Raw genomic sequence first — 24,053 nt, forward strand, 5'->3', positions numbered from 1 at the left:
CGCGGACTTCCCTTTCGTGTCGAGCAGCCATGCCTGGTGAAGCGTCAATGATGGATCGAGCGAACGGCATGAACGTGTCCCTCGGTTCCGTCGACCGAGATGATCCGATGATTCGCCAGGGTTTCCATCGCTCCCTCGGCCGCCACCACGGCTGGAATCCCGAACTCGCGGGCGACGATTGCCGCATGGGACAGAATCCCCCCGGTTTCGGTCACCACAGCGGCGGCAACGCCGAAAAGCGCTGTCCACGACGGATCGGTCGTGCGACAGACGATGACATCACCCGGCCGAACGGCGTCGAAGTCGTCGACACTGTGCACCAGCCGAACCGGACCGGCGACAACACCGCGGCTGGCCGCAGCGCCGGTGATGATGGGCGCATCCGACATCTCGGTTCCTCCTGTCCGCCGCGATCCAGCACGTCAATCCTAGGTTGACGATCCTGTTGTCGTCAACTATTAGTTGACGGCACGGCGATCGCGGGTTATGCCTTTTCGCCGACAACGGATCCCAGGAGTCGCACATGACAGCTCGCGAGAACCCCGCACACCGGCGCGCCGAGACGTCGGGCAGGCGCGCGACAATCGTCGGCGCTGGTATCGCCGGTTTGGCCGCCGCGTTGCGGCTGCATCAGCACGGCTGGGACGTCGTCGTGATCGAACGCGCGCCGACGCGTCGCAGTGGGGGCTACCTGGTGAACCTGCACGGACCCGGATATGCCGCCGCCGAGAGGCTCGGACTGGTTCCGGCGCTGAGTCCGCGCGATATCGGGTTCTTCACCTCGGTCCTCGTCCACGCCGACGGCCGGGAGAAGTTCAGGATTCCAGCCGCTGTCACAGAGGCAGCTGTCGGGAACCGGGCACTGAGCCTGTTCCGCGGCGACTTGGAGTCGGTGCTGTACGACGCCGTGGCCGACCTCGTCGACCTGCGTTTCGGCACCACTGTGCAGGCCGTCGCCCAGTCCGCCGGAGAAGTCGTGGTCACTCTCAGCGATGGAACCCGACTGCACACCGAACTCCTCGTCGGCGCCGACGGCGTGCACTCACGGGTCCGCGAGCTCGTATTCGGCTCGGAGTCCGAATATTTCGTGGACCTGGGCCACATGGTCGGCGCACTGTCGCTGGAAACAGTTCCCGACCACGTACCGGAAGGCGTCGGCACCACGTTCATCGGACCTGGACGCACGGCCGCGGTGATGAACCTGGGACCGGAACGGTCCTCGGCGTTTTTCACCTACCGCTGCCCCGACCCGTCCGCCGAACTGGCTCTCGGTGCCGCACCCGCGATCACCCGGGCATTCGGTGACCTCGGAGGCGGTGTCCGTGCCGCCCTTCACCAACTCGCGGCCGACCCCACCACCGCCTACTACGACGCGGTCGGGCACATCGTGATGGACCGCTGGAGTCACGGCCGAGTCGTCCTGCTCGGCGACGCAGCATGGTGCGTCACGGTATTCGCCGGCTACGGTGCCGCCTTGGCTCTCGACGGCGCCGACCGGCTCGGCACCGCCGTAGCGGCACACGGCGATGACATTCCCACCGCACTCGACACCTGGGAGAGGGCGATGCGCCCGGAAGCACACAAACGACAGGCACTGGCCCGGAAAGGAATCAGCCGATTCGCCCCGCCATCACGCACACATGTCCGGGCCGGCGAACTGATGCTGCGCGCCATCCAGCTCCCCGGCATCCGCAGCCTGGTCCGACGCTCCATCCAACGCGCCAACAACTGATCGGGTGCCACGTCGGGCGACTGGACTTCCCAGGGCAACAACATGATTCGGTCCGGTACGACGTTCACGTCACTCGGCCGAGCCGTCCTCGACGCCGCCGGAATCCTCCGTGTCGCGCTAACCAACTCCGGCCGATCTGGGTACATGCGGGCGAGACGAGCACCGGCCGGTCCTGAGGCCCTGTACTTTTCGCGGGAAGTTGGGATCGGTAGAGGCGCGTGCGGTGTTTACTCACCCCATGACATTTTCTCAACCTCCCGCGAACCAACCGCAGTCCGCCGGCTTGGACAAGAAGACCAGCGCGATCCTGTCGTACGCGCTGGGATGGCTCACCGGAATCATCTTCCTCTTCGTGGGGAAGCACGATCCCGATGTGAAATTCCATGCCTCGCAATCGATCGTCTTCTTCGGCGCGGTCTCCGTGCTCAATATCGTGCTGAGTATCGTCGGCTCGTTCCTCGGGGCCCTGGGGATCATCTTCAGCCTCGCCGGACTCGCTCTCGCGGTCTTCACGATCGTGGTCTGGATCATGGCCATGGTCCAGGCGAACAACACCGGCGGTGTCAGAGCGGAGCTCCCCATCGTCGGAAAACTCACCGCCCCTTACGCCGATCGGTTGGCCAACGCCGTCAAGTAACGGCGCATTCGATCCCGCGTGGCGACCGGTGCGACAGTCCGAAGATCAACGGCCCGAGGCAATCTCGGGCCGTTGGCGTCCGCGCGGAACAGCCGAGCATCCTGCCCGGCGGTCACCGATTCGGCCGCGTCAGGCGGGAACCACCTCCTCGCGGCGGGCTGTGATGCCGCCGTGCCCGAGGACGGTCCGGACACCGATGATCGTCATGCACGCCACCGTCCAGAGGACGGCGGTGTTGTAGACAGCGAAGAACCAGCGATAGGCGCGGGAGAGTCAAGGCCGTGCGGCCACCACCTCGCACGCAACCTCGAGGAAGTTCAGGTCGGTGACGGCCGGGACCAGGATGAACTCGTCGCAGCCGGCCTGCTCCGCGCCGTCGAGAATCCCTGCGAGCACCTCGGGACTCGACGCGCATGCCGACGCGGCCACCCGGTCGGCCAGGCCGGGGCCGAGGAAGCCGAGGTAGCGAGCGGTGAAGGAGCGCAACGCCTCGGACGCATCGGTGACGCCCAAGGCGGTGAAGCAGCCGCTGACCTTGCGGGGCTTCGTCGTGCGACCGGCCTCGGCCCAGCACCGGTCGGCGAGATCGCTCACCTCGGCGATCTCCTCGGCATTGCCGGAGATGCTGAATCCGGAGACGCCGTCGGCCCACCGCGCCGCCCGGCGCATCGCCTTCGGCCCCATCGCACCGGCGAGGATGATCGGTCCACCCGGCTGCACGCACGCCGGCCCCACCGGGTCCGCGCCCTCGAACGGCGGCTCGCCGGCGAGCAGTGACTTCAGCTCGGCGACCTTGTCGTCGAGCTGCTGGTGCCGTCGCGTGAAATCGGCGCCGAGAGCGCGGTAGTCGTGCTCGCGACCGCCGACACCGACAGCTATCTCGAGGCGGCCGTTCGCGAGCTGGTCGAGGGTGCCGATCTGCTGGGCCACCATCGCCATCGGGTGCTGCGGAAGCACCCACAGGTTCGCCAGAACCTGCACTCGCTCGGTGACCGCGGCGCAGGCGCCCAGCGTCGCGACCATCTCCGGATTCGAAAACGTCACCCGCTCACCGACGGAAACGCTCGAGAACGGGCCCGCGTCGATTCGCCGGGCCCAGTCGAGCGTCGTACCCGGCCCATAGCCGGGAGCCATCTGCGGAAGTGCGACACCGATTTTCATGTGGCGACCCTCTCAGACCCACCCGGCCCTTGTGACTCGATCTCCCAATTCCGACAAACCACGCCCCGCCGCGGAGAGATCCCCCTGAAGCTCGGGCGAGGAGCCGATGAACGCGTACCGTCGCCAGGCGGATTCAGCTGTTCTTGAAAGGGTTGAGGGTCTTTCCGGCGAGGTAGCCCAGGTGGGTGGGGAGGGGCTTCATGGCGGCGGCGGAGATCTTGTTGATGGCGCCGGGCACGCATACGGGCTTGCCCTTCATCACGGCGGCCCAGCCTTCGGTGACGACGGCTTCGGGCTGCTGCCAGAGGATTCGGGGCAGATGGTCGGCTTTGTCGCGAGTGCCCATGACATCGTGGAATTCGGTGTGAGTGAAGCCGGGGCACAGGGCGGTGACGTGGATGCCGTGGGGTTTGAGTTCCATGTCGAGGGCTTGTGAGGTGTTGAGCACGAACGACTTGATGCCGGTGTAGAGCAGGCCGGCCGCCGGTGGGGCGAACGCGGCGACCGAGGACAGATTGACGATGCGGCCCCACGTACGTTTCTTCATGCCGGGGACGACCAGGTGGACGAGTTCGGTCGGGGCGGTCACCATCAGCTGGATCTCCCCGGCCAGGGTGTCCCACGGGGTGTCGGCGAACGCGGTTCTACCCGACAGGCCCGCGTTGTTGATCAGGACGTCGATGTCGAGGCCCTGCTGGTCGGCGTGGTTCACAATCGCGGCGGGTGCGGCGGGGTCGGTGAGGTCGGCGGCGAGCACCTCGCAGCGCACGTCGTGCCGTTCGGTCAACTGCGCGGCGAGTTCCTGGAGGCGGTCGCCGCGGCGGGCGACCAAGAGCAGTTGGTAGCCGCGTGCGGCGAGGTGGCGGGCGAACGTCGCGCCGATGCCGGCCGAAGCGCCGGTGATCAACGCGGTGCGGGGGGATGTGGTCATGGTTCCTTCGTTCGAGTGGGCCGCGAAAACGGGGTGTCAGCCGGGCAGCCCGCGGCACCCAAGGGAGCCCGCCTCATTTCTTGCTTTCTCGAATGATCATCAAGAAGGGTAACGACTTCTTGACTGGCGTTCAAGAAAACTTTACCGTTGCCGCACGATCTTCTTGGATGGTGTTCAAGAAGAACTGTGACGGCGGAAAAGGGCACACGGTATGACAAGCAGCGGGCCGGATCATCACGAGCGAACAGCGGTACAGCGACGTGAGGTCGCCTTCGCGTCCGGGACGGACATGTGCGCAGCATGGCTGTACACCCCACCCAACTCACCGGGACCACGGCCCATGGTGATCATGGGGCACGGGTTGGGAGCGGTTCGTCAGATGCGCCTGGACGCCTATGCCGAGCGGTTCACCGCAGCAGGCTGGTCGGTGCTGGTGTTCGACTACCGCCACCTCGGCGCGAGCGACGGATACCCACGCCAACTGCTCGATATCGGCAAGCAACGCGCGGATTGGCATGCCGCCCTTGCCTTCGTACGCACCCTCCCGGACGTCGATGTCGACCGGATCGCGTTGTGGGGCAGCTCTTTCGGCGGCGGACATGTCCTTCAGGTCGCTTCCGAAGACAGCCGTATCGCGGCGGTCGTGGCCCAGTGCCCCTTCACCGACGGACCGGCGTCGTTGCGCTCACGTATCCGGACCGGCCCGCTGAGCGCGATAGCGCTGACAGCGGCCGGCGTCTTCGACACGGTCGGTTCCTGGTTCGGCGCGAAGCCGATCCTGTTGCCGATGGCGGGGACGTCCTGGATGCCCGCGTTCGTGGCCTCACCCGACGCCCTCGCCGGCGCTTCCGCACTCCTGCCCGCGGGGACCCGGCTCTCGCGGCGCACCAGCGCGTTGTTGACACGGCTGCCCTCGGTGCGGGCTCAGGTGTCGAAGAACATCGAGCTGACCGAGATCGACGGTAGGGAAGAACCCGTGACCGTTGTCGGCCGCGACAGCATATGGGGTGTATTACGCGGCCCCGCCGGTGAATTCGATGCCGCCAACGCCCTGGCCGCACGGCTGGTGCTGCACCTTCCGCTCTATCGGCCCGGTCGCGCGCTCACTCGCTTCAGCACTCCGACGCTGCTGTGTGTCTGCGACAACGACGCGGCCGCGCCCGCGAAGACCACGAAGCGGCATGCGCGCGGCCTGGCACACGTGCACGTCCAGAACTACCCCTGCGACCACTTCGACATCTACGTGGGCCAACACTTCGAACGCGCGGTGCGTGACCAACTCTATTTCCTGGCAACACAATTCGACTACACCGCAGACACCACGCAGTAGCTCGCCCGGGCTCGTGGACGTGCGCAGACCCGGCACTCAGCCGGCGGCTGCGGCAAGACCGCGAGCGCTGTTCAGCAACGTCTCGATCACCGCGCGCCGCTGGACCTGTTCCGTCGGATGCGTCAGCACGCCCTCGACAACGAAAACGCCGATCGCGACCAGCGGATCCACTTCGTGCGCGGGCACGCCGAGCTCGATCAGCTCTGCCCGGAACAATCCCTCGGCCAGCGCGTGGAACTGCTCGTGCCATTCCCGAATGGACGCGGACTCCTCGGCGCGCGTGTGCACTGTGCTCACCAACCGGCCCAGCTGTTCCAATTCCCCGACCAGCCACAACAGCCGATCAGCCAGGCTCGAGCCCAGCACTTCGCCGTAGGAGGCCATCGAGTCGGCCAGGACCGCGTCCAGGACCGCGATCAATACCGCGTCCTTGTCCTGGAAGTACCAGTACAGCGTGTTCGACACAACCCCGGCGTCGCGGGCGATCCGCGTCATCGACGCCGCGTCGTAGCCCTCCTCGACGAACAACCGCCGGGCAGCGGCCACAATTTCCGCACGCTTCTCTTCTCGATCACGTGGCCGTCTGTTCCGAGGCATCTCCAGTCCTGACTCATCATCTGGCGTTGACCCAACCTTATCTTGGACGGCCCCCAAGACAACGCCACCACAGGCGAACGCGTCAGCCCCGCGCGAGGTCGAGATCGGAGCGAAACCGACCCACCCTGTCAGAGAGTTCGACACACTGGAGCCGATGATCGAACAAATGTTCGAGCATGCGGTAAGCTGCCTCGCGTGAACACACATTCGACTGCATTGGCACCGAATGCTCCGGCGCGGGGATGGTCGGAACTGGCCGATGTCGACTTGCTGCGCACCCTCGTCGAAACCGAACGCCGCCGGCGTCGATTGGGTGCGGCCATGGTCGCGGCCGTCGCCGAGGCCGAGCGCCGCGGTCTCGCCGCCGACACCGGCTACCGGGACACAGCGGAGCTCTTGAGCGATCTCCTACGGATCAGCGCCTCCGAGGCGCGCCGGCGAATCGAATACGCCGCCCCGCGAGCCCGCTCCCGCGCCAGAAAGGCATGGCGGGCGATGGCGGCGGCAGGCTGAGCCCCGAGTTCGGCTGCGGGACAGCGGAATTCACCGTCGAGCAGCTGCGACGCGGCGGTGCCGCCAGAGCTTCGAGCCGCGCTTCACACCGATCCGCGGCGGCGGCCCGCTAGCGTGGTCCGGGACGCGCGGCACACGAAGCGCTTGCGCACGACCTCGGAGGTGACCAATGACCAGCGGCACCACAGCCGTCGACCTCGCGACGCTGACCGACGCCGACGAGGTGCGTGCGGCGGGAGAGATCTTCCGCACCGCGATGGTCGGACTGCCGCCGCTGCCGGACGGCGCCGATGGACTGGTCGAGCCCGGGCGCACGCTCGGGGCGCGACTGGACGGGCAGCTGGTCGGCGCCGTCGACTCCTACACCAGTTGGCTGGTGGTGCCCGGCGGGCAGCGCCTCCCCCACGCGGCCGTGACGCACGTCGGTGTGCTGCCGACCCACACTCGCCGGGGCGTGGTGAGTGCGCTGCTGCGGCGTCAGCTCGCCGATATCGCCGCGCGCGGTGAGGTGGTCGCGAGTCTGCGCGCCACCCAGGGTGGAATCTACGAGCGGTTCGGCTACGGCGTGGCCGGCTCGTACGCGACGCTCGAGCTGGATCGGCGACAGGCCCGGTTACGCGACACCGTGGCCCCGGGTGGGCCGGTGCGCTACCTCGACGCCGAGAACCGGTGGGAGACGCTGGCGAAAATCTATGCGGCCGCCGATATTTCGTGGAACGGCGCGATCGACCGGACGCCGTATTGGTGGCGATTCCAGGAGTTGGTCGCCGGCAACGCCGGCTGGACGGTAGCGCACGGCGACCCCGGCGCCGAGGACGGATTCCTGCGCTACCGCCCGGCGGACAGCACCGGCTGGCCGCGCAACCCGCAGCGCACGGTGGTCGTCGACGACTGGGTGGCCACCACACCCGTGGCCTATCGCGGACTGCTGCGCCACCTGCTCACCCACGACATCGTGGACCGGATCGTGGTCACCTTCGCGCCGGTGGACAGTCCGCTGCGGCATCTGTTCACCGACGAGCGCGTGGTCACCGTCACCGGAGTGCACGACGAGACCTGGCTGCGGCTCGTCGATGTCCCGAGGGCACTTGCACGCCGCAGCTACCGCGAGGCACCGCCCGTGGTCCTCGCGGTGACGGACGACATCCTGCCCGCCAACACCGGCTCCTACCGGATCGCCGCCGATGCCGTCACCCGCGTCGACGCTCCCGCCGATCTCACCACCGACGTCGCCGCTCTCGCCGCGGTATACCTCGGCGGCTCCACCTGGCAGCAGCTTGCCCTCGCCGGTCGGGTGCGCGAAAACCGCAGCGGTGCAATCGAAGACGCGGACAACCTGTTCACCACCATCTCGGCCCCGTTCGCCGGCACCTACTTCTGAACCCGGCGCGAGGACCCGCATCGACGCCGATCCGACGCGCCCGCTGGGACGAGGCGGTCGCGGCCGTGGCAGAGCCGGCCGCCGGACCGCCGCCGCACCGGAAGCGCCGCCACGCGCTAACATAACGGTTGTACGGTTTAACACCTCCGGCGAGTGGGAGCAGCCCGTGTGGGATCCCGGGAAGTACCGCAGTTTCGGTGACCATCGCTCGCGTCCGTTCTTCGAACTGGTCGCGCGCATCGACGCCGAGAGACCGCGCCGGGTCGTCGACCTGGGGTGCGGGCCCGGACAGCTCACCGGCGTGCTGGCTCGGCGGTGGCCGGAGGCGCGGATCGACGCGTTCGATTCCTCACCCGAAATGGTCACGGCGGCAAGGGAATCCGGTATCGACGCCGAAGTGCGCTCCGCCGAGGAGTGGCAGCCCGCCCCCGATACCGACGTCGTGGTGACCAATGCGGTGCTGCAGTGGGTGCCGACGCATACCGCCCTGCTGCCGCAATGGGTGGCGGCGCTGCCGTCCGGGGCGTGGCTGGCGTTGCAGGTGCCGGGCAACTTCGACGCACCCTCCCATGTCGCCATCCGCGAACTCGCCGCGCGCGACGAATGGCGGCCACGCCTGGAATCGAGCGGCATCCTGCAACCCCGCGACGTCCTCGATCCGAGCGGTTACGCGGCGGTGCTCACCGCGGCCGGATGCACGGTCGACGCCTGGGAGACGACCTATCTGCAGCGGCTGACCGGTACCGATCCGGTCCTCGAATGGGTGACCGGAACCGCCCTGCGACCGGTCCGGAGCGCACTCGACGACGAGGCATGGGCGGAATTCACCGCACAGCTCGGCCCACTCCTGCGCGCCGCCTATCCCCAGCGCGCGGACGGGACGACCTGGTTGCCGTTTCGGCGAGTCTTCGCGGTGGCGCACAAATCCGGGGACTAGCGGGACCCAGGCCGCCACCCCGGCTCAACCACACGACCCGGGAACCGGCCGGCAAGACCTGGTGAGGGCGGGCTTGCTGCGCCGGGCGCCCTGAACCATGCCCCGGACAAACCCCTACCGCCCGCATCCCTGCCCGAGGCGCGGCCGTAGCATCGAATGAGCTCCATCCATGTCTGATAGCCCCGACCGATCCGGAGGACATCATGACCACATCGGGCGATTTCACGTTCGAGGATGCGTACCAGGGCGAGGCCGGCCCGTTCTCCGGCGCCAAACCACCCTGGAGTATCGGCGAGCCGCAGCCGGAGCTGAAAGCGCTTGTCGAACAAGGGAAATTCCACGGCGACGTCCTCGACGTCGGCTGCGGCGAGGCCGCGATCTCGCTGTATCTGGCCGAGCGCGGCTTCACCACGGTCGGGCTGGACTCCGCCCCGACCGCCATCGAACTGGCCCGCGCCGAGGCCGAGCGTCGCGGACTGACGACCGCCACCTACGAGGTCGCCGACATCACCTCGTTCACCGGGTACGACGGCCGTTTCGGCACCATCGTCGACAGCACGCTCTTCCACTCGATCCCGGTCGACCAGCGAGACGGGTATCAGCGTTCGATCGTCCGGGCGGCGGCACCGGGCGCGTCCTACTTCGTGCTCGTCTTCGACCGCAAGGCGTTACCGTCTTCCCCCGAGGGGTTCGGGCCCAATCCGGTGACCGAAGACGAACTGCGCGAGTTCGTTTCGAAGTACTGGGTGATCGACGACATCCGCCCGGCGCGTATCCACGGCAATGATCTCCCCCGCGACGAACGATCACCGGTCCACTTCGAGGACGTGCGCGACGAGCCCGGCGGCCGCAGCTCGGTTCCCGCCTGGTTGCTGCAGGCCCACCTGGCTCTGGCCTGATATCGCCTTCTCCCCCGAGCGATAGGGCCGGGCCCGGTTCGGGCCCGGCTCACACCATCATGGTCAGCGTTCGTCCGGGTAACGCCGATCGTCGTAGCGTCCGGGATCGGTGCCCTCGGTCTCGATGCGTTCCTTGCGCACGGTGTCGCCGACGGTCTCCTGTTCCTCGACATCGTCGACGGCCAGGCGCACGCGTTCGACCGGCACGGTCTCCTTGTCCACGGTCACCCGGTCGCGGTGCAGGGTGACCTCCTGCTCCTCGTCGCCCAGGGAGGTCTGCCCGTACGCGCCGGCGTCGGTGACAGGTTCGCGCTCCACCCGGACCTCTTCGTGACTGGTGGGCACGGTGACGGTTTGATCCTCGGTGACGACGTACTTGCGCAGGCGCGCGGTGCCGACCTCCTCGCGCTGGGTGTCGACGTTCAAGCGCTCCTCGGACCGGATCAGGCCCTGGTCGCCGGTGGGATCGGTGGCGGCGTGACGTCCGGTCGGACCGGCATCGGGACGTGCGGTTCCCTGTCCGTCGCGCACGGCACGGCCGTAGGCGTCCCAGCCGGAGTGGTTCGGGTCGACGTGATAGTGGCGGAACAGCTGTTCCTCGCCCTCCCGGCTGATGTGCCCGTCCTGCTCCACCGCGGGCGCGGTTTTGACCATCTCCTTGTCCACATTCACCCGCAGCGCGTCGGACTGCGGATTGTGCTGCGCCCCGACCAGCGGGACCAGCGAATCGTGGCGGAACAGCCCCGTGGACACCGATGCCCAGGTCGGCGAACCGGTTTCGTTGTTGACGTAGATGTTCTTGACCTTGCCGATCTTGTCGTCGTGCGAGTCGTACACGGTGCTGTCCATCAGAGTGTCGAGCTGTCCGGTCATGGTTGCTCTCCTCTCGATCGGATGGGATGGATTCATCGGGGAATGCACCGGCGTGGCCGGCTGTCGCCCCCCTGGCAGCCCAGCATTTTCGGCTACATGTCGGCAGGTACCCGGCAATCATCCAGCGAAACCCTGGGGACCGGCACGAAATGCGATTCGATCAAGCTCGCGGGGCCGTGGGCGGACCGGTGGCGCCCTGGCCACATACGCCCCCCGCGAGCGAATCCGGCTTGTGGCACCGTCGAATCCGGCCGACCAGCCGCCGATCACAGGGTCAGCGGCCGGGGGCGAGTGCCGAGTGCAGGTGCGTCGCCGCCGGAAAGACCGGACCACATGTCCCCACGCCGGTGATCGCCCAGCTACCGGTGGGCCGGGGGATGACGATATCGCTATTCCGTGCGGCAACCCGGTAGGAGTCGGGCCGCTCGGTGAGTTCGCGACCGGGATACCCGCAGTACACCCATCGCACGCGGCGAATCCCTTGGCCGCCGGCGGTTTCCGTCCGGTGCCACCGCCGCAGACCTGGCGGGTCGGGCCCACCGAGACAGGTAACGGCCCGAAGCGCCTCCGCCGCCGTCGGCGGTGGCGAATACTCATCGGTGTCCCGGTGGCGTCATCACCGGGATACCGAGTGTGCTTGTGGAGTTGCGATGAGGCTGCGAGCTTCGATTCCGACCGTCCTCGCGGCCGCGTGCCTCGCGACTGCCGCATTCGCTTCCGCCGCCGCGGGCCCGCCGCTGCCGGGCACGGTGGATCTACCCTGTGCGGCGACAACCCTGCACCAGGACGCCGCGTGGTATCGGCCCGCGGGCACGCCACGCGGCCTGGTGTGGCTGCAACACGGCTTCGCCCGCACGCAGAGCAACGTCGCAGCACTCGCCGAAACACTGTCGGCCGCAGGGTATCTCGTCTTCTCCCCCAGTCTGCCGTTCCTGAACCTCGACGGCTGCACCCTGCAGAACCTCGGCGACAACACCGCGTTCCTGGATCAGGTGGCCCGGCTGTTCGCCACCGCCGGCGATCCCACCGGACCCCTCGCCACGTCCGCGGCCCGCGCGGGAGTCGGCCCGACCGCGCTACCGCGCCCGTGGGTGTTCATCGGCCATTCCGCCGGCGCCGAGGCCGTCGAATACGTCGCTCACCGCCTGCACGACTCCTCTCCGGCCGCGTGGGCGAACCTGCGCGGGCTGGTCCTGCTGGATCCGGTGAAGTCCTTCCTCGGTGACAACACCGACGTCGCACTCGCCGACCTCGCCGCCACCGACCTTCCCGTCCTCACCGTCTCTGGCCCACCCGCGCTGTGCAACAATTTCGGCAGCGGAACCGCCGCTCTGCGGGCACATCTGCATCGCCGGTTCCTCGGCGTGCGCCTCACCACCGGCGAACACACCGACGCCGAAGGGCCCTCGAGCGATCCGCTGGGCGAATTGCTGTGCGGGACACCACAACCGGGAAACGTGGCAGCTCTGCAGCAACTCGCCACCAGCTGGACCGGTGACTATGTCGAGGGCGCCACCGACTATCCCACCGCCGCCGCGGCGGCCTTCGCCGCACACCTCGCCGAGCCCCTCGACGGAGCCTGACGGAACCTGCGCTCCGTGGTGGCGCGCCCGGATTGCGCTCGGCGGCAACCGGTTCCATATGCGAGAACAAGACGGCCGTAAGGCGTTAACGGTATGATCACAGTGGGTTTACGGTCTCGCCACAATGCCCTCGGTACTCTGAAACGGACTACAGCGACGTACGATTTCACGCTCACCGCACAGCAATTCATGCTACAAGGGGACGCTACGTGTCGAATCCTGTGTACGCCCGCGTTCTGGGCCCTTTGACTCTCGCCCTCGACAATCGCAATGCGACGCCGACCGCTCAGAAGCAACGGCAATTGCTGGCGCTGTTGTTGATTCGGCATTCGACGGTGGTTCCGGTCACGACACTGATCGAGGAGCTGTGGAACGACGACCCGCCACGCAGCGCGATAACGGTCGTGCAGACCTATGTTCTGGGTATCCGAAAGAAGATGGCACAATATCTGGATGTCGACCAGGGCGAGATCGCGGACCGATATCTCCGCACCTGGAGCAAGGGATATATGTTCGACGCACAGGACTGTGTCCTGGATTTGCGCGACTATCGCACGATGACCGACGCCGCGCGGTGTGCGTTGAATGCCGGTGACGATATGCGCGCGGTGGATCTGTTCACCGCGGCCGAAGCACTGTGGACCGGGCCGGCGCTGCTCGACGTGGAGTGCGGCCTGCCGTTGTCGGCGGAGCTGTCGCATCTGGAACAGGTGCGTCTGACCGACCTCGAGCTGCGGATCGAGGCCCAGCTGCGGCTGGGCCGCTTCCGCGAGGTCTGCCCCGACCTGGCACGACTGACCGCGGAGCAGCCCCTGCACGAACGACTGCAGGCGTACTACATGTACGCGCTGTGCCGGTCCGGCCGGCGCCATCGCGCCCTCGAGTCCTACCATGACTTCGCCCGTTCACTGCAGCGGGAACTCGGCCTGGATCCCTGCGTGAAATTGCGCCGATTACACAGCGACATTCTCAACGCCTCCGACGAATCGGTGACCCTGATGCTCGAACGCCGGCATGCCGGATATCTGATCGGCTGGCAGGCGGGCCCGGAACGCTCCGCGACGCCCGCCTGATCGGCCACTCTCATTCCGGGCCGGTATCCTCGAACATTTCTTCCACCAGGGCGGTGGTATGGGTACCGGCTCGGAATTTCGGCTGCGCGAGAACGTCCAGCAGAAATTCGCGAGTGGTGCACAATCGTTCGCCGTCCACCCGGAATTCCGTCAGCGCCCGGTTCATTCGCGCTATCGCGTCCTCGCGATCGGGCGCCCACACGATCACCTTCGCGAGGAGAGAATCGTAGTTCGGCGGCACCGAATAGCCCGCCCGGATATGCGTGTCGACGCGGGTGAACGGACCGCCGGGGGCGGTGAATTCGGAAATTCTGGCGGGTGTCGGCGCGAATCCGGCCGCCGGATTCTCGGCATTGATCCGGCATTCGATCGCGGCGCCCTTCGGCTGAATGCGGTCTTGCGTCCATGCCAGCGGTTCGCCGGCGGCGATCCTGATCTGCTCGGCGACCAGATCGATACCGGTGACCATTTCGGTGACCGGATGTTCGACCTGGATTCGGCAATTCACTTCCATGAAGTAGTAGTTGCCCTCCGAGTCGAGCAGGAATTCGACGGTGCCGGCTCCGGTGTATCCGGCGGCGAGCACCCCGTCGACCGCGGATCGGCCGATCCGCGCGGCCAGCCCGTCCGGCAGCCGCGGCGCCGGTGACTCCTCCACCAGCTTCTGGTGCCTGCGCTGCACCGAGCAATCCCGTTCTCCGAGATGGACACCCGCGCCGAAGGTGTCACACAGCACCTGCACCTCCACATGCCGGGCGCGGTCGAGATACCTTTCGACATAGACCCGGCTGTCGCCGAAGAGCATGCGGGCCGTGGCCCGGGTATCGCGGTAGGCGCGGGCGAAATCGGCGCTGTCGTGCACCACCGCCATCCCGCGCCCACCGCCGCCGGCGACGGCCTTGATGATCACCGGGTATCCGATCCGGTCGGCGAGAGCCTGCGCCTCGTCGAATTCCAGAGCGTCGAGACTGCCCGGAAGCAGCGGCAGCCCGGCCTTGGCCATCAGCGTGCGTGCCGACTGTTTGTCGCCCAGCTCGGCCATGACATCCGCGGGCGGCCCGATGAGGGTGACCCCGGCCGCGCGGCAGGCATCGGCGAAATCCGGTGATTCCGAAAGGAATCCGTAGCCGGGATGGATGGCGTCGGCGCCGGTGATCTCGGCAGCCGTCAGGATGGCGGCCGCGTCGAGATAACTGCGTTTCGCCGCGGCCGGACCGATCCGCACCGCCTCGTCGGCGAAATCCACGACCGCCGAATCGTGATCGGCCGCCGAATAGACCGCCACCGTGCGCACGCCCATTTCCCGGCAGGTGCGGGCCACCCGCAGCGCGATCTCACCGCGGTTGGCGATCAGAATCTTGTCGAACATGCGCGCCGCCTCTCTCACGCCGCCGTGCGGGCGGCCACGGGGACGCCGAAGCGACGGAATCTGGCCCGCCGCTCGGCTGCCAGCTCCTCACCGCTGCGCCCGATCAAGGCCCGCAGCGTTTCGGCCAGGGCGCGGTGCAGCCGCTCGGCCACCGCGTGCGGCGCCAGGGCACCGTCGTGGCCGAGCTCGGGCAGGACACCGTCGACGATGCCCAGCCGCAGCAGGTCGCGAGCGGTGATGCGCAGTGCCGCAGCGGCTTCGGCGGAGGCGCCCGGGTCGTTCCACACGATGGCCGCACATCCTTCGGGGCTGATCACCGAGTAGACCGAGTCGGCCAGCATCAGCACGCGGTTGGCGACCGCGAGCGCCAGCGCGCCGCCACTGCCGCCCTCGCCGATCACGACACTGATCACCGGCACGCGCAAGGCCGACATCAGGCGGATGTTCTCGGCGATGGCGACGGCCTGGCCCTGTTCCTCGGCGGTCGCGCCCGGATAGGCGCCCGGTGTGTCGATCAGCGTGACGACCGGCAGGCCGAGCTTTTCGGCCAGGCGCATGAGCCGGGCGGCCTTCCGATATCCCGGCGGCGTCGGCATGCCGAAGTTGCGGGCCATCAGCTCCTTGGGATCGTGGCCCTTCTGCTGGCCGATCACCATCACCGGCCGGCCGCCCAGCCAGGCCGGTCCGCCGACGACGGCCGGACAGTCGCCACCGATGCGGTCACCACGCAGTTCGAGGAATCCGTCGAACGCGAGCGCCATATAGTCCAGGGCCGTCGGCCGGGTGATCTGCCGCGCCCGGCGGACCTGCTCCCATGCCTCGGTCTCGGGCAGCGACTGCGGATCGGTGACGATGCCGGCCGCCGCACCCGGTTCGCCGGTGGGATCGACCGGGCCCGCGATGCGCAGCAGCGAACCCAGCGTCGCGCGCAGACCGGACCGGGGCACGATCATGTCGATGAGGCCGTGTTCGAGGAGGAATTCCGCGGTCTGGAACCGCGGCGGCAGTTCCTGGCGGATGGTCTGCTCGATGACGCGGCGCCCGGCGAAGCCGAGCCGCGCCCCGGGTTCGGCGATCAGCACATCGGTCAGCGTCGCGAACGACGCGGCGACACCGCCGTAGGTCGGATCGGTGATCAGGCTGACGGTGAGGATGCCCGCGCGATCGAGCTGCTCGAGCGCCGCACTGGTCTTGGCCATCTGCATCAGCGACAGCGGCCCCTCCTGCATGCGGGCACCACCGGACGCGGTGACCAGCAGCAGCGGAATCCGTTCGGCCAGCGCGTATTCCGCCGCCACCGTGATCATCTCCCCGACCGCGGTGCCCAGGCTGCCGCCGAGGAAGCGGAAGTCCATCGCGACGATCACGACCGCGGAGCCCTCGATGCGAGCGGTCGCGCACACGACCGCGTCGTGCAGTCCGGTGCGCGCCCGCGCGTCGGCCAGTCGGTCGGCATACGGCACGACGTCGTGGAAGTTCAGCGGGTCGTCCTCGGTGCCGGTGATCGGCAGCGGCTCGAACCGGCCCTCGTCGGCCAGCTGACGCAAGCGTTGCTCGGCGGACAGGGTGGTGTGCCGGCCGCATTCGCCGCAGACGCCCAGGTCTCGCTCGAAACGCTTGCGATACAGCGGAATTCGGCAGCCCGGGCACAGTACCCAGTCTGCGGTGTGGGAGCTTGGCGGCGTCTTCACGGGGTGTCTCCTGTGCTCGATCGGCCACGGTCAGCCGGACCGCAGCGTCCGGTATGCCCAGGTTCGCGCGGTGCCCTCGAGAACAACTCGATCGCGCTGCTCGAGCGGGGCTAGAGCGGCCCGCTTCACCCTGATCGTGATCTCGGGGACTTTCGGGACTCTTCGGCGAGAAGGGACAACAGCTGTGTACGCCAATGCATTCGGAGGTTCGTTATGAACCGTCGCGTCGTCGTGACCGGGCTCGGGGTGCGTGCGCCCGGCGGTAGCGGCAAGGACGAATTCTGGAAGTTGCTGTCGGAGGGACGCACTGCCACCCGCCGGATCAGCTTCTTCGACGCCTCGCCCTACCGGTCGCAGGTGGCCGGCGAGGCCGATTTCGACGCGGCCCGGGAAGGGCTGTCGCCCAGGGAGATTCGCCGCATGGACCGTGCCGCGCAGTTCGCTGTGGTGTGTGCCCGGGAAGCGGTCGCCGACAGCGGTCTCGGCGTCGACGCGCTCGATCCGCAGCGGGTCGGCGTCAGCCTCGGCAGTGCCGTGGCCGCGGCGACGAGCCTGGAACAGGAATATCTGGTGCTCTCGGACTCCGGGCGCGACTGGGTGGTCGACGAGAAGCACGTCTCCCCTTACATGTTCGACTACATGGTGCCGAGTGTGATGCCGGCCGAGGTGGCGTGGAGTGTGGGCGCCGAGGGCCCGGTGGCCATGGTGTCCAACGGGTGCACCTCCGGGCTCGACTCGGTCGGGCACGCGGTGCAGTTGATCCGTGAGGGCTCCGCCGACGTGGTGCTGGCCGGCGCCGCCGATACCCCGATCACGCCGATCGTGGTGGCCTGCTTCGACGCGATCAAGGCGACCACGCCGCGCAACGACGACGCCGAGCACGCTTCGCGCCCGTTCGACAACTCCCGCAACGGTTTCGTCCTCGCCGAAGGGGCGGCGATGTTCGTGCTCGAGGAGTACGACAGCGCCCGCCGCCGCGGCGCGCGTATCTACGCCGAGATCACCGGGTACGCGACGCGCTGCAACGCCTACCACATGACCGGCCTCAAGGCCGACGGGCGCGAGATGGCCGAGGCGATCCGGGTGGCCCTCGACGAATCGCGGGTCGATCCCACCGCCGTCGACTACGTCAACGCGCACGGCTCGGGCACCCGCCAGAACGATCGCCACGAAACCGCCGCGGTGAAGCGCAGTCTCGGCGAGCACGCCTACCGCACGCCCATGAGCTCGATCAAATCGATGGTGGGTCATTCGCTGGGCGCGATCGGCTCGGTGGAGATCGCGGCCTGCCTGCTCGCGCTGCAGCACCAGGTGGTGCCGCCGACGGCCAATCTGCACGAGCCGGATCCGGAGTGCGATCTCGACTACGTGCCGCTCACCGCGCGCGATCACCGCATCGACACGGTCCTGAGCGTCGGCAGCGGCTTCGGCGGCTTCCAGAGCGCCATGGTGCTGCGCCGGCCGCAGGGGGTGCCGGCATGAGCGTCGTGACGGGAATGGGTGTGGTGGCGCCCAACGGGCTCGGCATGGACCACTTCTGGGACGCGGTGCTGGCGGGACGCGGGGCGATCGCGCCGCTGACCCGCTTCGACACCACCGGATTCGGCGCCACGCTGGCCGGGCAGGTGGCCGAGTTCGACGCAGGCAAATACCTGCCGAGCCGGCTGCTGCCGCAGACCGACGTCTCCACCCGGATGGCACTGGTGGCCGCGCAGTGGGCACTCGACGACGCCAAGGTCGACACCACCGCACTGACCGACTACGGCATGGGTGTGGTCACCGGAAACGCCTCCGGCGGCTTCGAATTCACCCACCGCGAATTCAACAAGCTGTGGTCACGCGGCTCCGAGCACGTGAGCGTGTACGAGTCGTTCGCCTGGTTCTACGCGGTGAACACCGGTCAGATCTCGATCCGGCACGGCATGCGGGGACCGAGCAGCGCGCTGGTCGCCGAGCAGGCCGGTGGCCTGGACGCGGTCGGCCACGCCCGGCGCACCGTGCGCCGCGGCACACCGCTGGTCGTCACCGGCGGCGTCGATTCGGCGCTCGACCCGTGGGGCTGGGTGTCCCACATCGCGGCCGGAACGATCAGTACCGCAACCGATCCCGCGCGCGCCTATCTGCCGTTCGACGCGCAGGCGGCGGGCAACGTGCCGGGCGAAGGCGGTGCCATGCTGGTGCTCGAGGACGCCGCGGCGGCCCAAGCCCGCGGTGTGCCCGACTGTTACGGCGAAATCGCCGGATACGCGCAGACTTTCGATCCGCCGCCGGGTTCGCCGCGCCCGCCGGGACTGCGGCGGGCCATCGAGCTGGCGCTCGCCGATGCCGGACTGCGCAGCGACGACATCGATGTCGTCTTCGCCGATGCCGCCGGTGTCCCCGACGCCGACCGCGCCGAGGCCGCGGCCCTCGAGGCCGTCTTCGGACCCGGCGGGGTCCCGGTGACCGCCACGAAACCGCTCACCGGGCGGCTGTTCTCCGGCGCGGGCCCACTCGACATCGTCACCTGCCTGCTGGCCATGCGCGACGCGGTGATCCCGCCGACCGTGGCCACCACCGAACTCGCCGAAGGATGCCGGATCGACCTGGTCCGCGGCGAACCCCGCTCGGCCGACCTCGGCGCCGGATTGGTGCTCGCGCGCGGCCGGTGGGGTTTCAACTCCGCGGTGGTCGTGCGCGCGAACCCGCGCTGACCGGCACAGCACAGCAATCGCAGTATCCGTTCGAATGCACTCAGGAGCAGATCATGACCATCACCATCGACACCCTGCGCCGAATTCTCGTGGCCTGCGCCGGCGGCGACGAGGACGCCCCCGAACTCGCCGGTGACATCGCCGAGGTCGAGTTCGAGGAACTCGGCTACGACTCGCTGGCCCTGATCGAAACCGCCTCGCGCATCCAGCGCGAGTTCGGGGTGACGGTCCCCGAGGAACAGCTCATCGACGTCAGGACCCCGCAGGAGCTGATCGACATCGTCAACGAGCAGCTGGCGGGTGTGGCATGACCATCCGCACGACTCACACCCGCGTCGTCGAGGCGCCCGCGGACGAGGTCTACGGGCTGGTCGCCGACGTCGGCCGCTGGCCGGTGATCTTCGAACCCAGTGTGCTGGTGCGACATCTGCACCGCGGCGACGACGAGGAGCGGTTCCGGCTGTGGGCGACGGTGAACGGTCAGGTCACCGACTGGACCTCGCGCCGGACCCTGGATGCCGCCGGCCGGCGCATCACGTTCGAGCAGGAACGCAGCCGGGCGCCGATCGCGTCCATGGGCGGGCAGTGGACGTTCGACGAAACCGGGCCGCGCACAACGACTGTCACCCTCGATCACCACTTCACCGTCGCCGACGGTGTGGATCCGGAGGTGATCACCGGGGCGGTCGACCGCAACAGCGTGGCCGAGCTGGGGGCGCTGGCCCGCATCGCCGAGTTGGGGCATCCGGTCGACGACATCATCGTCACCTTCGAGGATCGGGTGACCCTGGACGCGACGGCGGCCGAACTCTACGACTTCGTCTACCGCAGCGACCGCTGGCCCGACCACGTTCCCCACGTCGGCCGGGTGGATCTGACCGAGGATGCCGACGGGGTGCAGCTGATGGAGATGGACACCGTCACCGAGGGCGGTATCCCGCACACCACACGATCGATCCGGATCTGTGTCCCGGCCGAGCGCATCGACTACAAACAGCAGCTGCCGCCCGCGATGCTGTTCGGGCACAGTGGCGCATGGGAATTCGCCGACGATCCCGCCGGCGTGGTGGTCACCGCGCGGCACACGGTGGCGATCAACCCCGCCGCCGCGCGCGACATCCTCGGCCCCGGCACCGGTCTCGCCGAGGCGCGCGCCTACCTCGGCGAGGCCCTCGGCACCAACAGCCGCAACACTCTGCTGTGCGCGGCGCAATACGTCGCGGCCCGCCGCGCCGAATCCGCGAAAGCCCCGTCATGACGGAGACCGGAACTCCGCGGCTCGCCGAACCGGTGGTGCAGGAGGTGGCCGACGGTGTCTTCGCCTACACCCACGGCCACGGCGGCTGGTGTGTCAGCAACGCCGGCGTCGTCGCCGGGCCCGACGGTGCGCTGGTGATCGACACGCTCGCCACCGAGGACCGCACCCGCGGCCTGATCGAGCACGTCGATCGGGTCGCCGGCGGACCGGCGCGCACCGTCGTCAACACCCATCACCACGGCGACCACAATTTCGGCAACCATCTGTTCGGGCCGGCCGCGGTCCTCATCGGACACGATCGGATCCGCGCCGAGATGATCGACACCGGGCTCGCCCTGACGCAGCTGTGGCCGCAGGTCCGGTGGGGCGACGTGCGCGTCACGCCACCCACCGTCACCTTCTCCGACCGGCTGACCCTGCACGTCGGCGGCCGGCGGGTCGAGCTGATCCATCCGGGACCGGCGGCGCACACCACCAACGACGTGGTGGCGTGGATGCCCGCGGAGAAGGTGCTGTTCGCCGGGGATCTGGTGATGTCGGGTGCGGCGCCGTTCTGCTTGTTCGGTTCGGTCGCGGGCACCCTCGCGGCGGTCCGGACGCTGGCCGGGCTGGGCGCGGAAACCGTTGTGGCGGGCCACGGCCCGGTCACCGGACCGGAGATCTTCGATCAGACGATCCGGTACCTGGAGTGGATCGGCAGGTTGGCGCTCGACGGCCGCGCGCTGGGGCTGACTCCGCTGGGCATCGCGCTCGAGGCCGATCCCGGCGAGTTCGAGGATCTGGTGGATGCCGAGCGGGTGGTCGGCAATCTCCACCGCGCCTATGCCGAAGCGGACGGCGCGGCACCGGGAGCGCCGCTGGATGTGCTCGCCATCTTCGACGAGATGGTCGGCTACAACGACGGCCGGCTACCGGCGTGCCTGGCATGAGCGAGCGAGAAATGGACCCAGCCGAGCAAGAACCCGGCGCGGCCGAGACCGTCGATGTGTGCGTGGTCGGCGGCGGGCCGGCGGGACTGGTCGCCGGTGTGCTGCTGGCCCGCTCCGGATCGACAGTCGTTGTGCTGGAGAAGCATCCGGACTTCCTGCGCGACTTCCGCGGTGACACCGTCCATCCGTCGACGCTGACGGTGATGGACGAGCTCGGGCTCGCCGAGGAATTTCTCCGGCTGCCACACGTGCGGGCCCCGCAGCTGCCGATGGCGACCGCGATGGGGCCGGTCGTGTTCGCCGACTTCCGCCGGCTGCCCGGCCGGTTTCCGTTCGTGGCGTTCATGCCGCAGTGGGACGTGTTGAACTTCCTCGCCGAAACCGGCCGCCGATATCCGCGATTCCGGCTGCTGCAGCGGGCGGAGGTCACCGCACTGCTCGAGTCCGGTGGCACCGTCACCGGCGTGCGCGCTGCCACCCCGGACGGTCCGCTCGAGGTGCGGGCCCGTCTCGTCATCGCCGCCGACGGACGTAATTCCTTGGTGCGCACCAGCGGTGCGCTGGCGGTGGCGGCGAGCCGGGCCCCGATGGACGTGTTGTGGTTCCGGGTGGGCAAACCCGCCGGCGAGAGCCTGCCGACGGTTCGCAGCGGCAAGGGCTTCTTCATCGTCTGCATCGATCGCGGCGACTACCTGCAGGTCGCCTACATGATCCCCAAAGGTGGATTCGAGGCGATCCGGGCCGGCGGGCTGTCGGCGTTCCGGGCGCAGCTCGCGGCCATCTATCCGGTGCTTGCACCAGGGCTCGAGGCCGCGATCCGCGACTGGGACGATGTGAAACCGCTCGATGTGCGGGTGGACCGGTTGCGGCACTGGTGCCGGCCCGGCCTGCTCGCCATCGGTGACGCCGCGCACGCGATGTCGCCGGCGGGCGGTGTCGGCATCAATCTCGCGGTCCAGGACGCGGTCGCCGCCGCGCGGCTGCTGGCGCCGACGCTGGCCGCGGGCGGTGTGCCGAGTCTCGCACAGTTGCGCGCGGTGCAGCGCCGCCGCGAATTCCCTATGCGCGTCGTGCAATTCGCGCAATTGCGACTGCTCGCCGACCTGTATCCGAACGCGGGAGGACCCAGCACCGACAAGCCGTTGCTGGCCCGGCTGCTGCGCCGCTTCCCCGGCCTCTCGCATGTGGTGGCACGGGTGATCGGCCTCGGGATCCTGCCCGAGCACGTCCCGCCCGCACATGGCGACCAGCTCGTTTCCAGTACCTGATTCCCCACACCCAGGAGGACCTGTCGTGTCGACCTATCTTCTCGTTCACGGCGCCTTTCACGGCGGCTGGGCCTGGCAGCGGGTGACCCCGCTGCTCACCGCGGCCGGCCACCGTGTCTTCGCGCCCTCACTCGCCGGCATGGGCGAACGCGCCGGCGAGCTCACTCCCGACGTGGGCCTCGACACCCACGTCGACGATCTCGCCGAGTTGATCCTCGCCGAGGATCTGCGGGAGGTGATCCTGGTAGGCCACAGCTATGCCGGGATCGTGGTCACCGCGCTCGCGGACCGGTTCCCGGACCGCATCGCCGAGCTGATCTACGTGGACACCTTCGTGCCACGAGACGGCGAAGCCGTCGCCGACATCATGCCGGACATGGTCGAGGCGTTCACCACCGCTGCCGCCGCCGTCGGAGACGGCTGGCGCGTGCCCCCGCCGACCGAGCCGATGGGTGACAGCGGAATCAACGGCGTCACCGAGGAACCCGATCTGAGCTGGGTGGCGTCGATGCTGACGGCCCAGTCGCTCGAGACCTTTCACCAGCCGCTGACGCTGCGCAATCCGGACGATCTGGCGCTCGTTCCCGTCACCCACATCCACTGCAGCGAGGGCGGCGAGGCCTTCAAGGCGATGCGCGCGGCGATGCCGCGGACCCTGCCCCCGGCGGACCTGCCCGCCGAACGGCTCAAGATCCTGCCGACCGGCCACGACTGCATGATCACCATGCCGCGGGAATTCGCCGAGCTGCTCCTGGAATCGGCGGCTCAGCGTTCGCCCGCGTCGTAGGCGGCGCGCGCCGCCAGCACCTGCGCCAGGTGCTCGTTCGACCACCGCGCGAGACCGTCGAACAGCGGAGTGAGGGTGCCGGCCAGCGCGGTGGCCGCGTACTCCACGCGCGGGGGGACCTCGGGATGGTAGGTGCGCTGCACCAGACCGTCGCGTTCGAGCTGGCGCAGCCGCTGGGTCAGCACCTTGGGCGTGACGCCCGGAATGCGTTGCTGCACTTCGTTGAAACGCATCCGGCCGTCGTGGATGAGCACCCACAGCACCTGGGTGGACCAGCGGCCGAAGAACAGGTCGACCACCGGCGAGATCGGACAGGGATCGGCGACGGGCGGTGGCGTGACAGGCGTCATGATCACTCCTGGGCACTTTCCATTTGGTAACTACTATACTTTGGAAACTACTGTGTGACCA

25 protein-coding genes are annotated in these 24,053 nt (G+C 68.5%); 16 read left to right on the forward strand and 9 right to left on the reverse strand.

What is annotated here, in order from left to right; all coding sequences use genetic code 11:
• Positions 1-44: 44 nt before the first annotated feature.
• Positions 45-389 carry a PEP-utilizing enzyme gene (locus tag NA3_RS28720; RefSeq protein WP_062966897.1) on the reverse strand — a complete coding sequence of 115 codons (345 nt, stop codon included), beginning with the start codon at positions 387-389 and terminating at the stop codon, positions 45-47.
• A 134-nt stretch (positions 390-523) separates the two neighbouring features.
• Here NA3_RS28720 and NA3_RS28725 point away from each other — a divergent pair, with 134 nt between their 5' ends.
• A complete protein-coding gene (locus NA3_RS28725; protein WP_062966899.1) occupies positions 524-1,732 on the forward strand; it encodes an FAD-dependent oxidoreductase in 1,209 nt (402 codons plus the stop codon).
• A gap of 238 nt (positions 1,733-1,970) precedes the next feature.
• Entirely contained in the window at positions 1,971-2,369 is a 399-nt protein-coding gene (locus tag NA3_RS28730; RefSeq protein WP_062966901.1) for a DUF4870 domain-containing protein, read from the forward strand.
• Between the two features lie 273 nt (positions 2,370-2,642).
• Here the strand turns inward: NA3_RS28730 and NA3_RS28735 are convergent, their stop codons facing one another.
• The gene (locus tag NA3_RS28735) at positions 2,643-3,530 is read right to left on the reverse strand and encodes an LLM class flavin-dependent oxidoreductase (RefSeq protein WP_062966903.1); all 888 of its coding nucleotides are present in this window, start codon (positions 3,528-3,530) and stop codon (positions 2,643-2,645) included.
• Positions 3,531-3,663: 133 nt separating this feature from the next.
• Entirely contained in the window at positions 3,664-4,461 is a 798-nt protein-coding gene (locus NA3_RS28740; RefSeq protein ID WP_062966905.1) for an SDR family NAD(P)-dependent oxidoreductase, read from the reverse strand.
• 211 nt (positions 4,462-4,672) lie between these two features.
• Between NA3_RS28740 and NA3_RS28745 the strand changes: the two genes are divergently transcribed.
• Positions 4,673-5,791 carry an alpha/beta hydrolase gene (locus tag NA3_RS28745; protein WP_062966906.1) on the forward strand — a complete coding sequence of 373 codons (1,119 nt, stop codon included), beginning with the start codon at positions 4,673-4,675 and terminating at the stop codon, positions 5,789-5,791.
• Between the two features lie 36 nt (positions 5,792-5,827).
• Here NA3_RS28745 and NA3_RS28750 read toward each other — a convergent pair whose 3' ends face one another.
• On the reverse strand, positions 5,828-6,388 hold the full coding sequence (locus NA3_RS28750) for a TetR/AcrR family transcriptional regulator (protein ID WP_062966908.1): 561 nt from the start codon (positions 6,386-6,388) through the stop codon (positions 5,828-5,830).
• 195 nt (positions 6,389-6,583) lie between these two features.
• On the opposite strand from NA3_RS28750, the gene NA3_RS28755 reads away from it, so the two are divergent.
• The 4 genes from NA3_RS28755 (at position 6,584) to NA3_RS28770 (ending at position 10,118) form a co-directional block, all read left to right on the forward strand.
• Positions 6,584-6,901 (forward strand): DUF222 domain-containing protein, encoded by a 318-nt coding sequence (locus NA3_RS28755; RefSeq protein ID WP_063002454.1) that lies wholly within the window; start codon positions 6,584-6,586, stop codon positions 6,899-6,901.
• 169 nt (positions 6,902-7,070) lie between these two features.
• Positions 7,071-8,282, forward strand: coding sequence for a GNAT family N-acetyltransferase (locus NA3_RS28760; RefSeq protein WP_062966910.1), 1,212 nt, complete (start codon positions 7,071-7,073; stop codon positions 8,280-8,282).
• 166 nt (positions 8,283-8,448) lie between these two features.
• Positions 8,449-9,219, forward strand: coding sequence for a trans-aconitate 2-methyltransferase (locus NA3_RS28765; protein ID WP_062966912.1), 771 nt, complete (start codon positions 8,449-8,451; stop codon positions 9,217-9,219).
• 203 nt (positions 9,220-9,422) lie between these two features.
• Positions 9,423-10,118, forward strand: a complete 696-nt coding sequence (locus tag NA3_RS28770; RefSeq protein WP_062966914.1) for a class I SAM-dependent methyltransferase — start codon at positions 9,423-9,425, stop codon at positions 10,116-10,118.
• Positions 10,119-10,181: 63 nt separating this feature from the next.
• Here the strand turns inward: NA3_RS28770 and NA3_RS28775 are convergent, their stop codons facing one another.
• On the reverse strand, positions 10,182-10,991 hold the full coding sequence (locus tag NA3_RS28775; RefSeq protein ID WP_062966916.1) for a DUF2382 domain-containing protein: 810 nt from the start codon (positions 10,989-10,991) through the stop codon (positions 10,182-10,184).
• Between the two features lie 274 nt (positions 10,992-11,265).
• Entirely contained in the window at positions 11,266-11,460 is a 195-nt protein-coding gene (locus NA3_RS37180; RefSeq protein ID WP_128145187.1) for a hypothetical protein, read from the reverse strand.
• A 181-nt stretch (positions 11,461-11,641) separates the two neighbouring features.
• Between NA3_RS37180 and NA3_RS28780 the strand changes: the two genes are divergently transcribed.
• Positions 11,642-12,574 (forward strand): alpha/beta fold hydrolase, encoded by a 933-nt coding sequence (locus NA3_RS28780; protein ID WP_062966918.1) that lies wholly within the window; start codon positions 11,642-11,644, stop codon positions 12,572-12,574.
• A gap of 209 nt (positions 12,575-12,783) precedes the next feature.
• A complete protein-coding gene (locus tag NA3_RS28785) occupies positions 12,784-13,647 on the forward strand; it encodes an AfsR/SARP family transcriptional regulator (RefSeq protein ID WP_084491956.1) in 864 nt (287 codons plus the stop codon).
• Between the two features lie 10 nt (positions 13,648-13,657).
• Here NA3_RS28785 and NA3_RS28790 read toward each other — a convergent pair whose 3' ends face one another.
• Together NA3_RS28790 and accD are read right to left on the reverse strand one after the other, a co-directional pair.
• Complete coding sequence (locus NA3_RS28790; protein ID WP_062967100.1) at positions 13,658-15,016, reverse strand: acetyl-CoA carboxylase biotin carboxylase subunit; 1,359 nt, start codon at positions 15,014-15,016, stop codon at positions 13,658-13,660.
• A gap of 14 nt (positions 15,017-15,030) precedes the next feature.
• Positions 15,031-16,707, reverse strand: a complete 1,677-nt coding sequence (gene accD, locus NA3_RS28795; protein WP_128145186.1) for an acetyl-CoA carboxylase, carboxyltransferase subunit beta — start codon at positions 16,705-16,707, stop codon at positions 15,031-15,033.
• Positions 16,708-16,920: 213 nt separating this feature from the next.
• On the opposite strand from accD, the gene NA3_RS28800 reads away from it, so the two are divergent.
• Genes NA3_RS28800 through NA3_RS28830 form a run of 7 tightly spaced genes read left to right on the forward strand, consistent with a single transcriptional unit; the run spans position 16,921 to position 23,642 of the window.
• The gene (locus NA3_RS28800) at positions 16,921-18,189 is read left to right on the forward strand and encodes a beta-ketoacyl-[acyl-carrier-protein] synthase family protein (protein WP_062966924.1); all 1,269 of its coding nucleotides are present in this window, start codon (positions 16,921-16,923) and stop codon (positions 18,187-18,189) included.
• Entirely contained in the window at positions 18,186-19,400 is a 1,215-nt protein-coding gene (locus NA3_RS28805) for a ketosynthase chain-length factor (RefSeq protein WP_062966926.1), read from the forward strand. The genes NA3_RS28800 and NA3_RS28805 overlap by 4 nt, the downstream gene beginning before the upstream one ends.
• A 53-nt stretch (positions 19,401-19,453) precedes the next feature.
• Positions 19,454-19,711: an acyl carrier protein gene (locus NA3_RS28810; protein ID WP_062967102.1), complete on the forward strand. Its 258-nt coding sequence runs from the start codon at positions 19,454-19,456 to the stop codon at positions 19,709-19,711.
• Positions 19,708-20,658, forward strand: coding sequence for an aromatase/cyclase (locus tag NA3_RS28815; protein WP_062966929.1), 951 nt, complete (start codon positions 19,708-19,710; stop codon positions 20,656-20,658). The genes NA3_RS28810 and NA3_RS28815 overlap by 4 nt, the downstream gene beginning before the upstream one ends.
• On the forward strand, positions 20,655-21,587 hold the full coding sequence (locus tag NA3_RS28820; RefSeq protein WP_062966931.1) for an MBL fold metallo-hydrolase: 933 nt from the start codon (positions 20,655-20,657) through the stop codon (positions 21,585-21,587). The genes NA3_RS28815 and NA3_RS28820 overlap by 4 nt, the downstream gene beginning before the upstream one ends.
• Positions 21,584-22,855, forward strand: a complete 1,272-nt coding sequence (locus tag NA3_RS28825; protein WP_227995283.1) for an FAD-dependent oxidoreductase — start codon at positions 21,584-21,586, stop codon at positions 22,853-22,855. The genes NA3_RS28820 and NA3_RS28825 overlap by 4 nt, the downstream gene beginning before the upstream one ends.
• 25 nt (positions 22,856-22,880) lie before the next feature.
• Entirely contained in the window at positions 22,881-23,642 is a 762-nt protein-coding gene (locus NA3_RS28830) for an alpha/beta fold hydrolase (protein ID WP_062966935.1), read from the forward strand.
• Here NA3_RS28830 and NA3_RS28835 read toward each other — a convergent pair.
• The gene (locus NA3_RS28835; protein ID WP_062967103.1) at positions 23,621-23,992 is read right to left on the reverse strand and encodes a winged helix-turn-helix transcriptional regulator; all 372 of its coding nucleotides are present in this window, start codon (positions 23,990-23,992) and stop codon (positions 23,621-23,623) included. The two genes, NA3_RS28830 and NA3_RS28835, sit on opposite strands and share 22 nt — an antisense overlap.
• Positions 23,993-24,053 lie beyond the last annotated feature (61 nt).

It is taken from the genome of Nocardia africana NBRC 100379 (assembly GCF_001612635.1).
Taxonomy (GTDB): domain Bacteria; phylum Actinomycetota; class Actinomycetes; order Mycobacteriales; family Mycobacteriaceae; genus Nocardia; species Nocardia africana.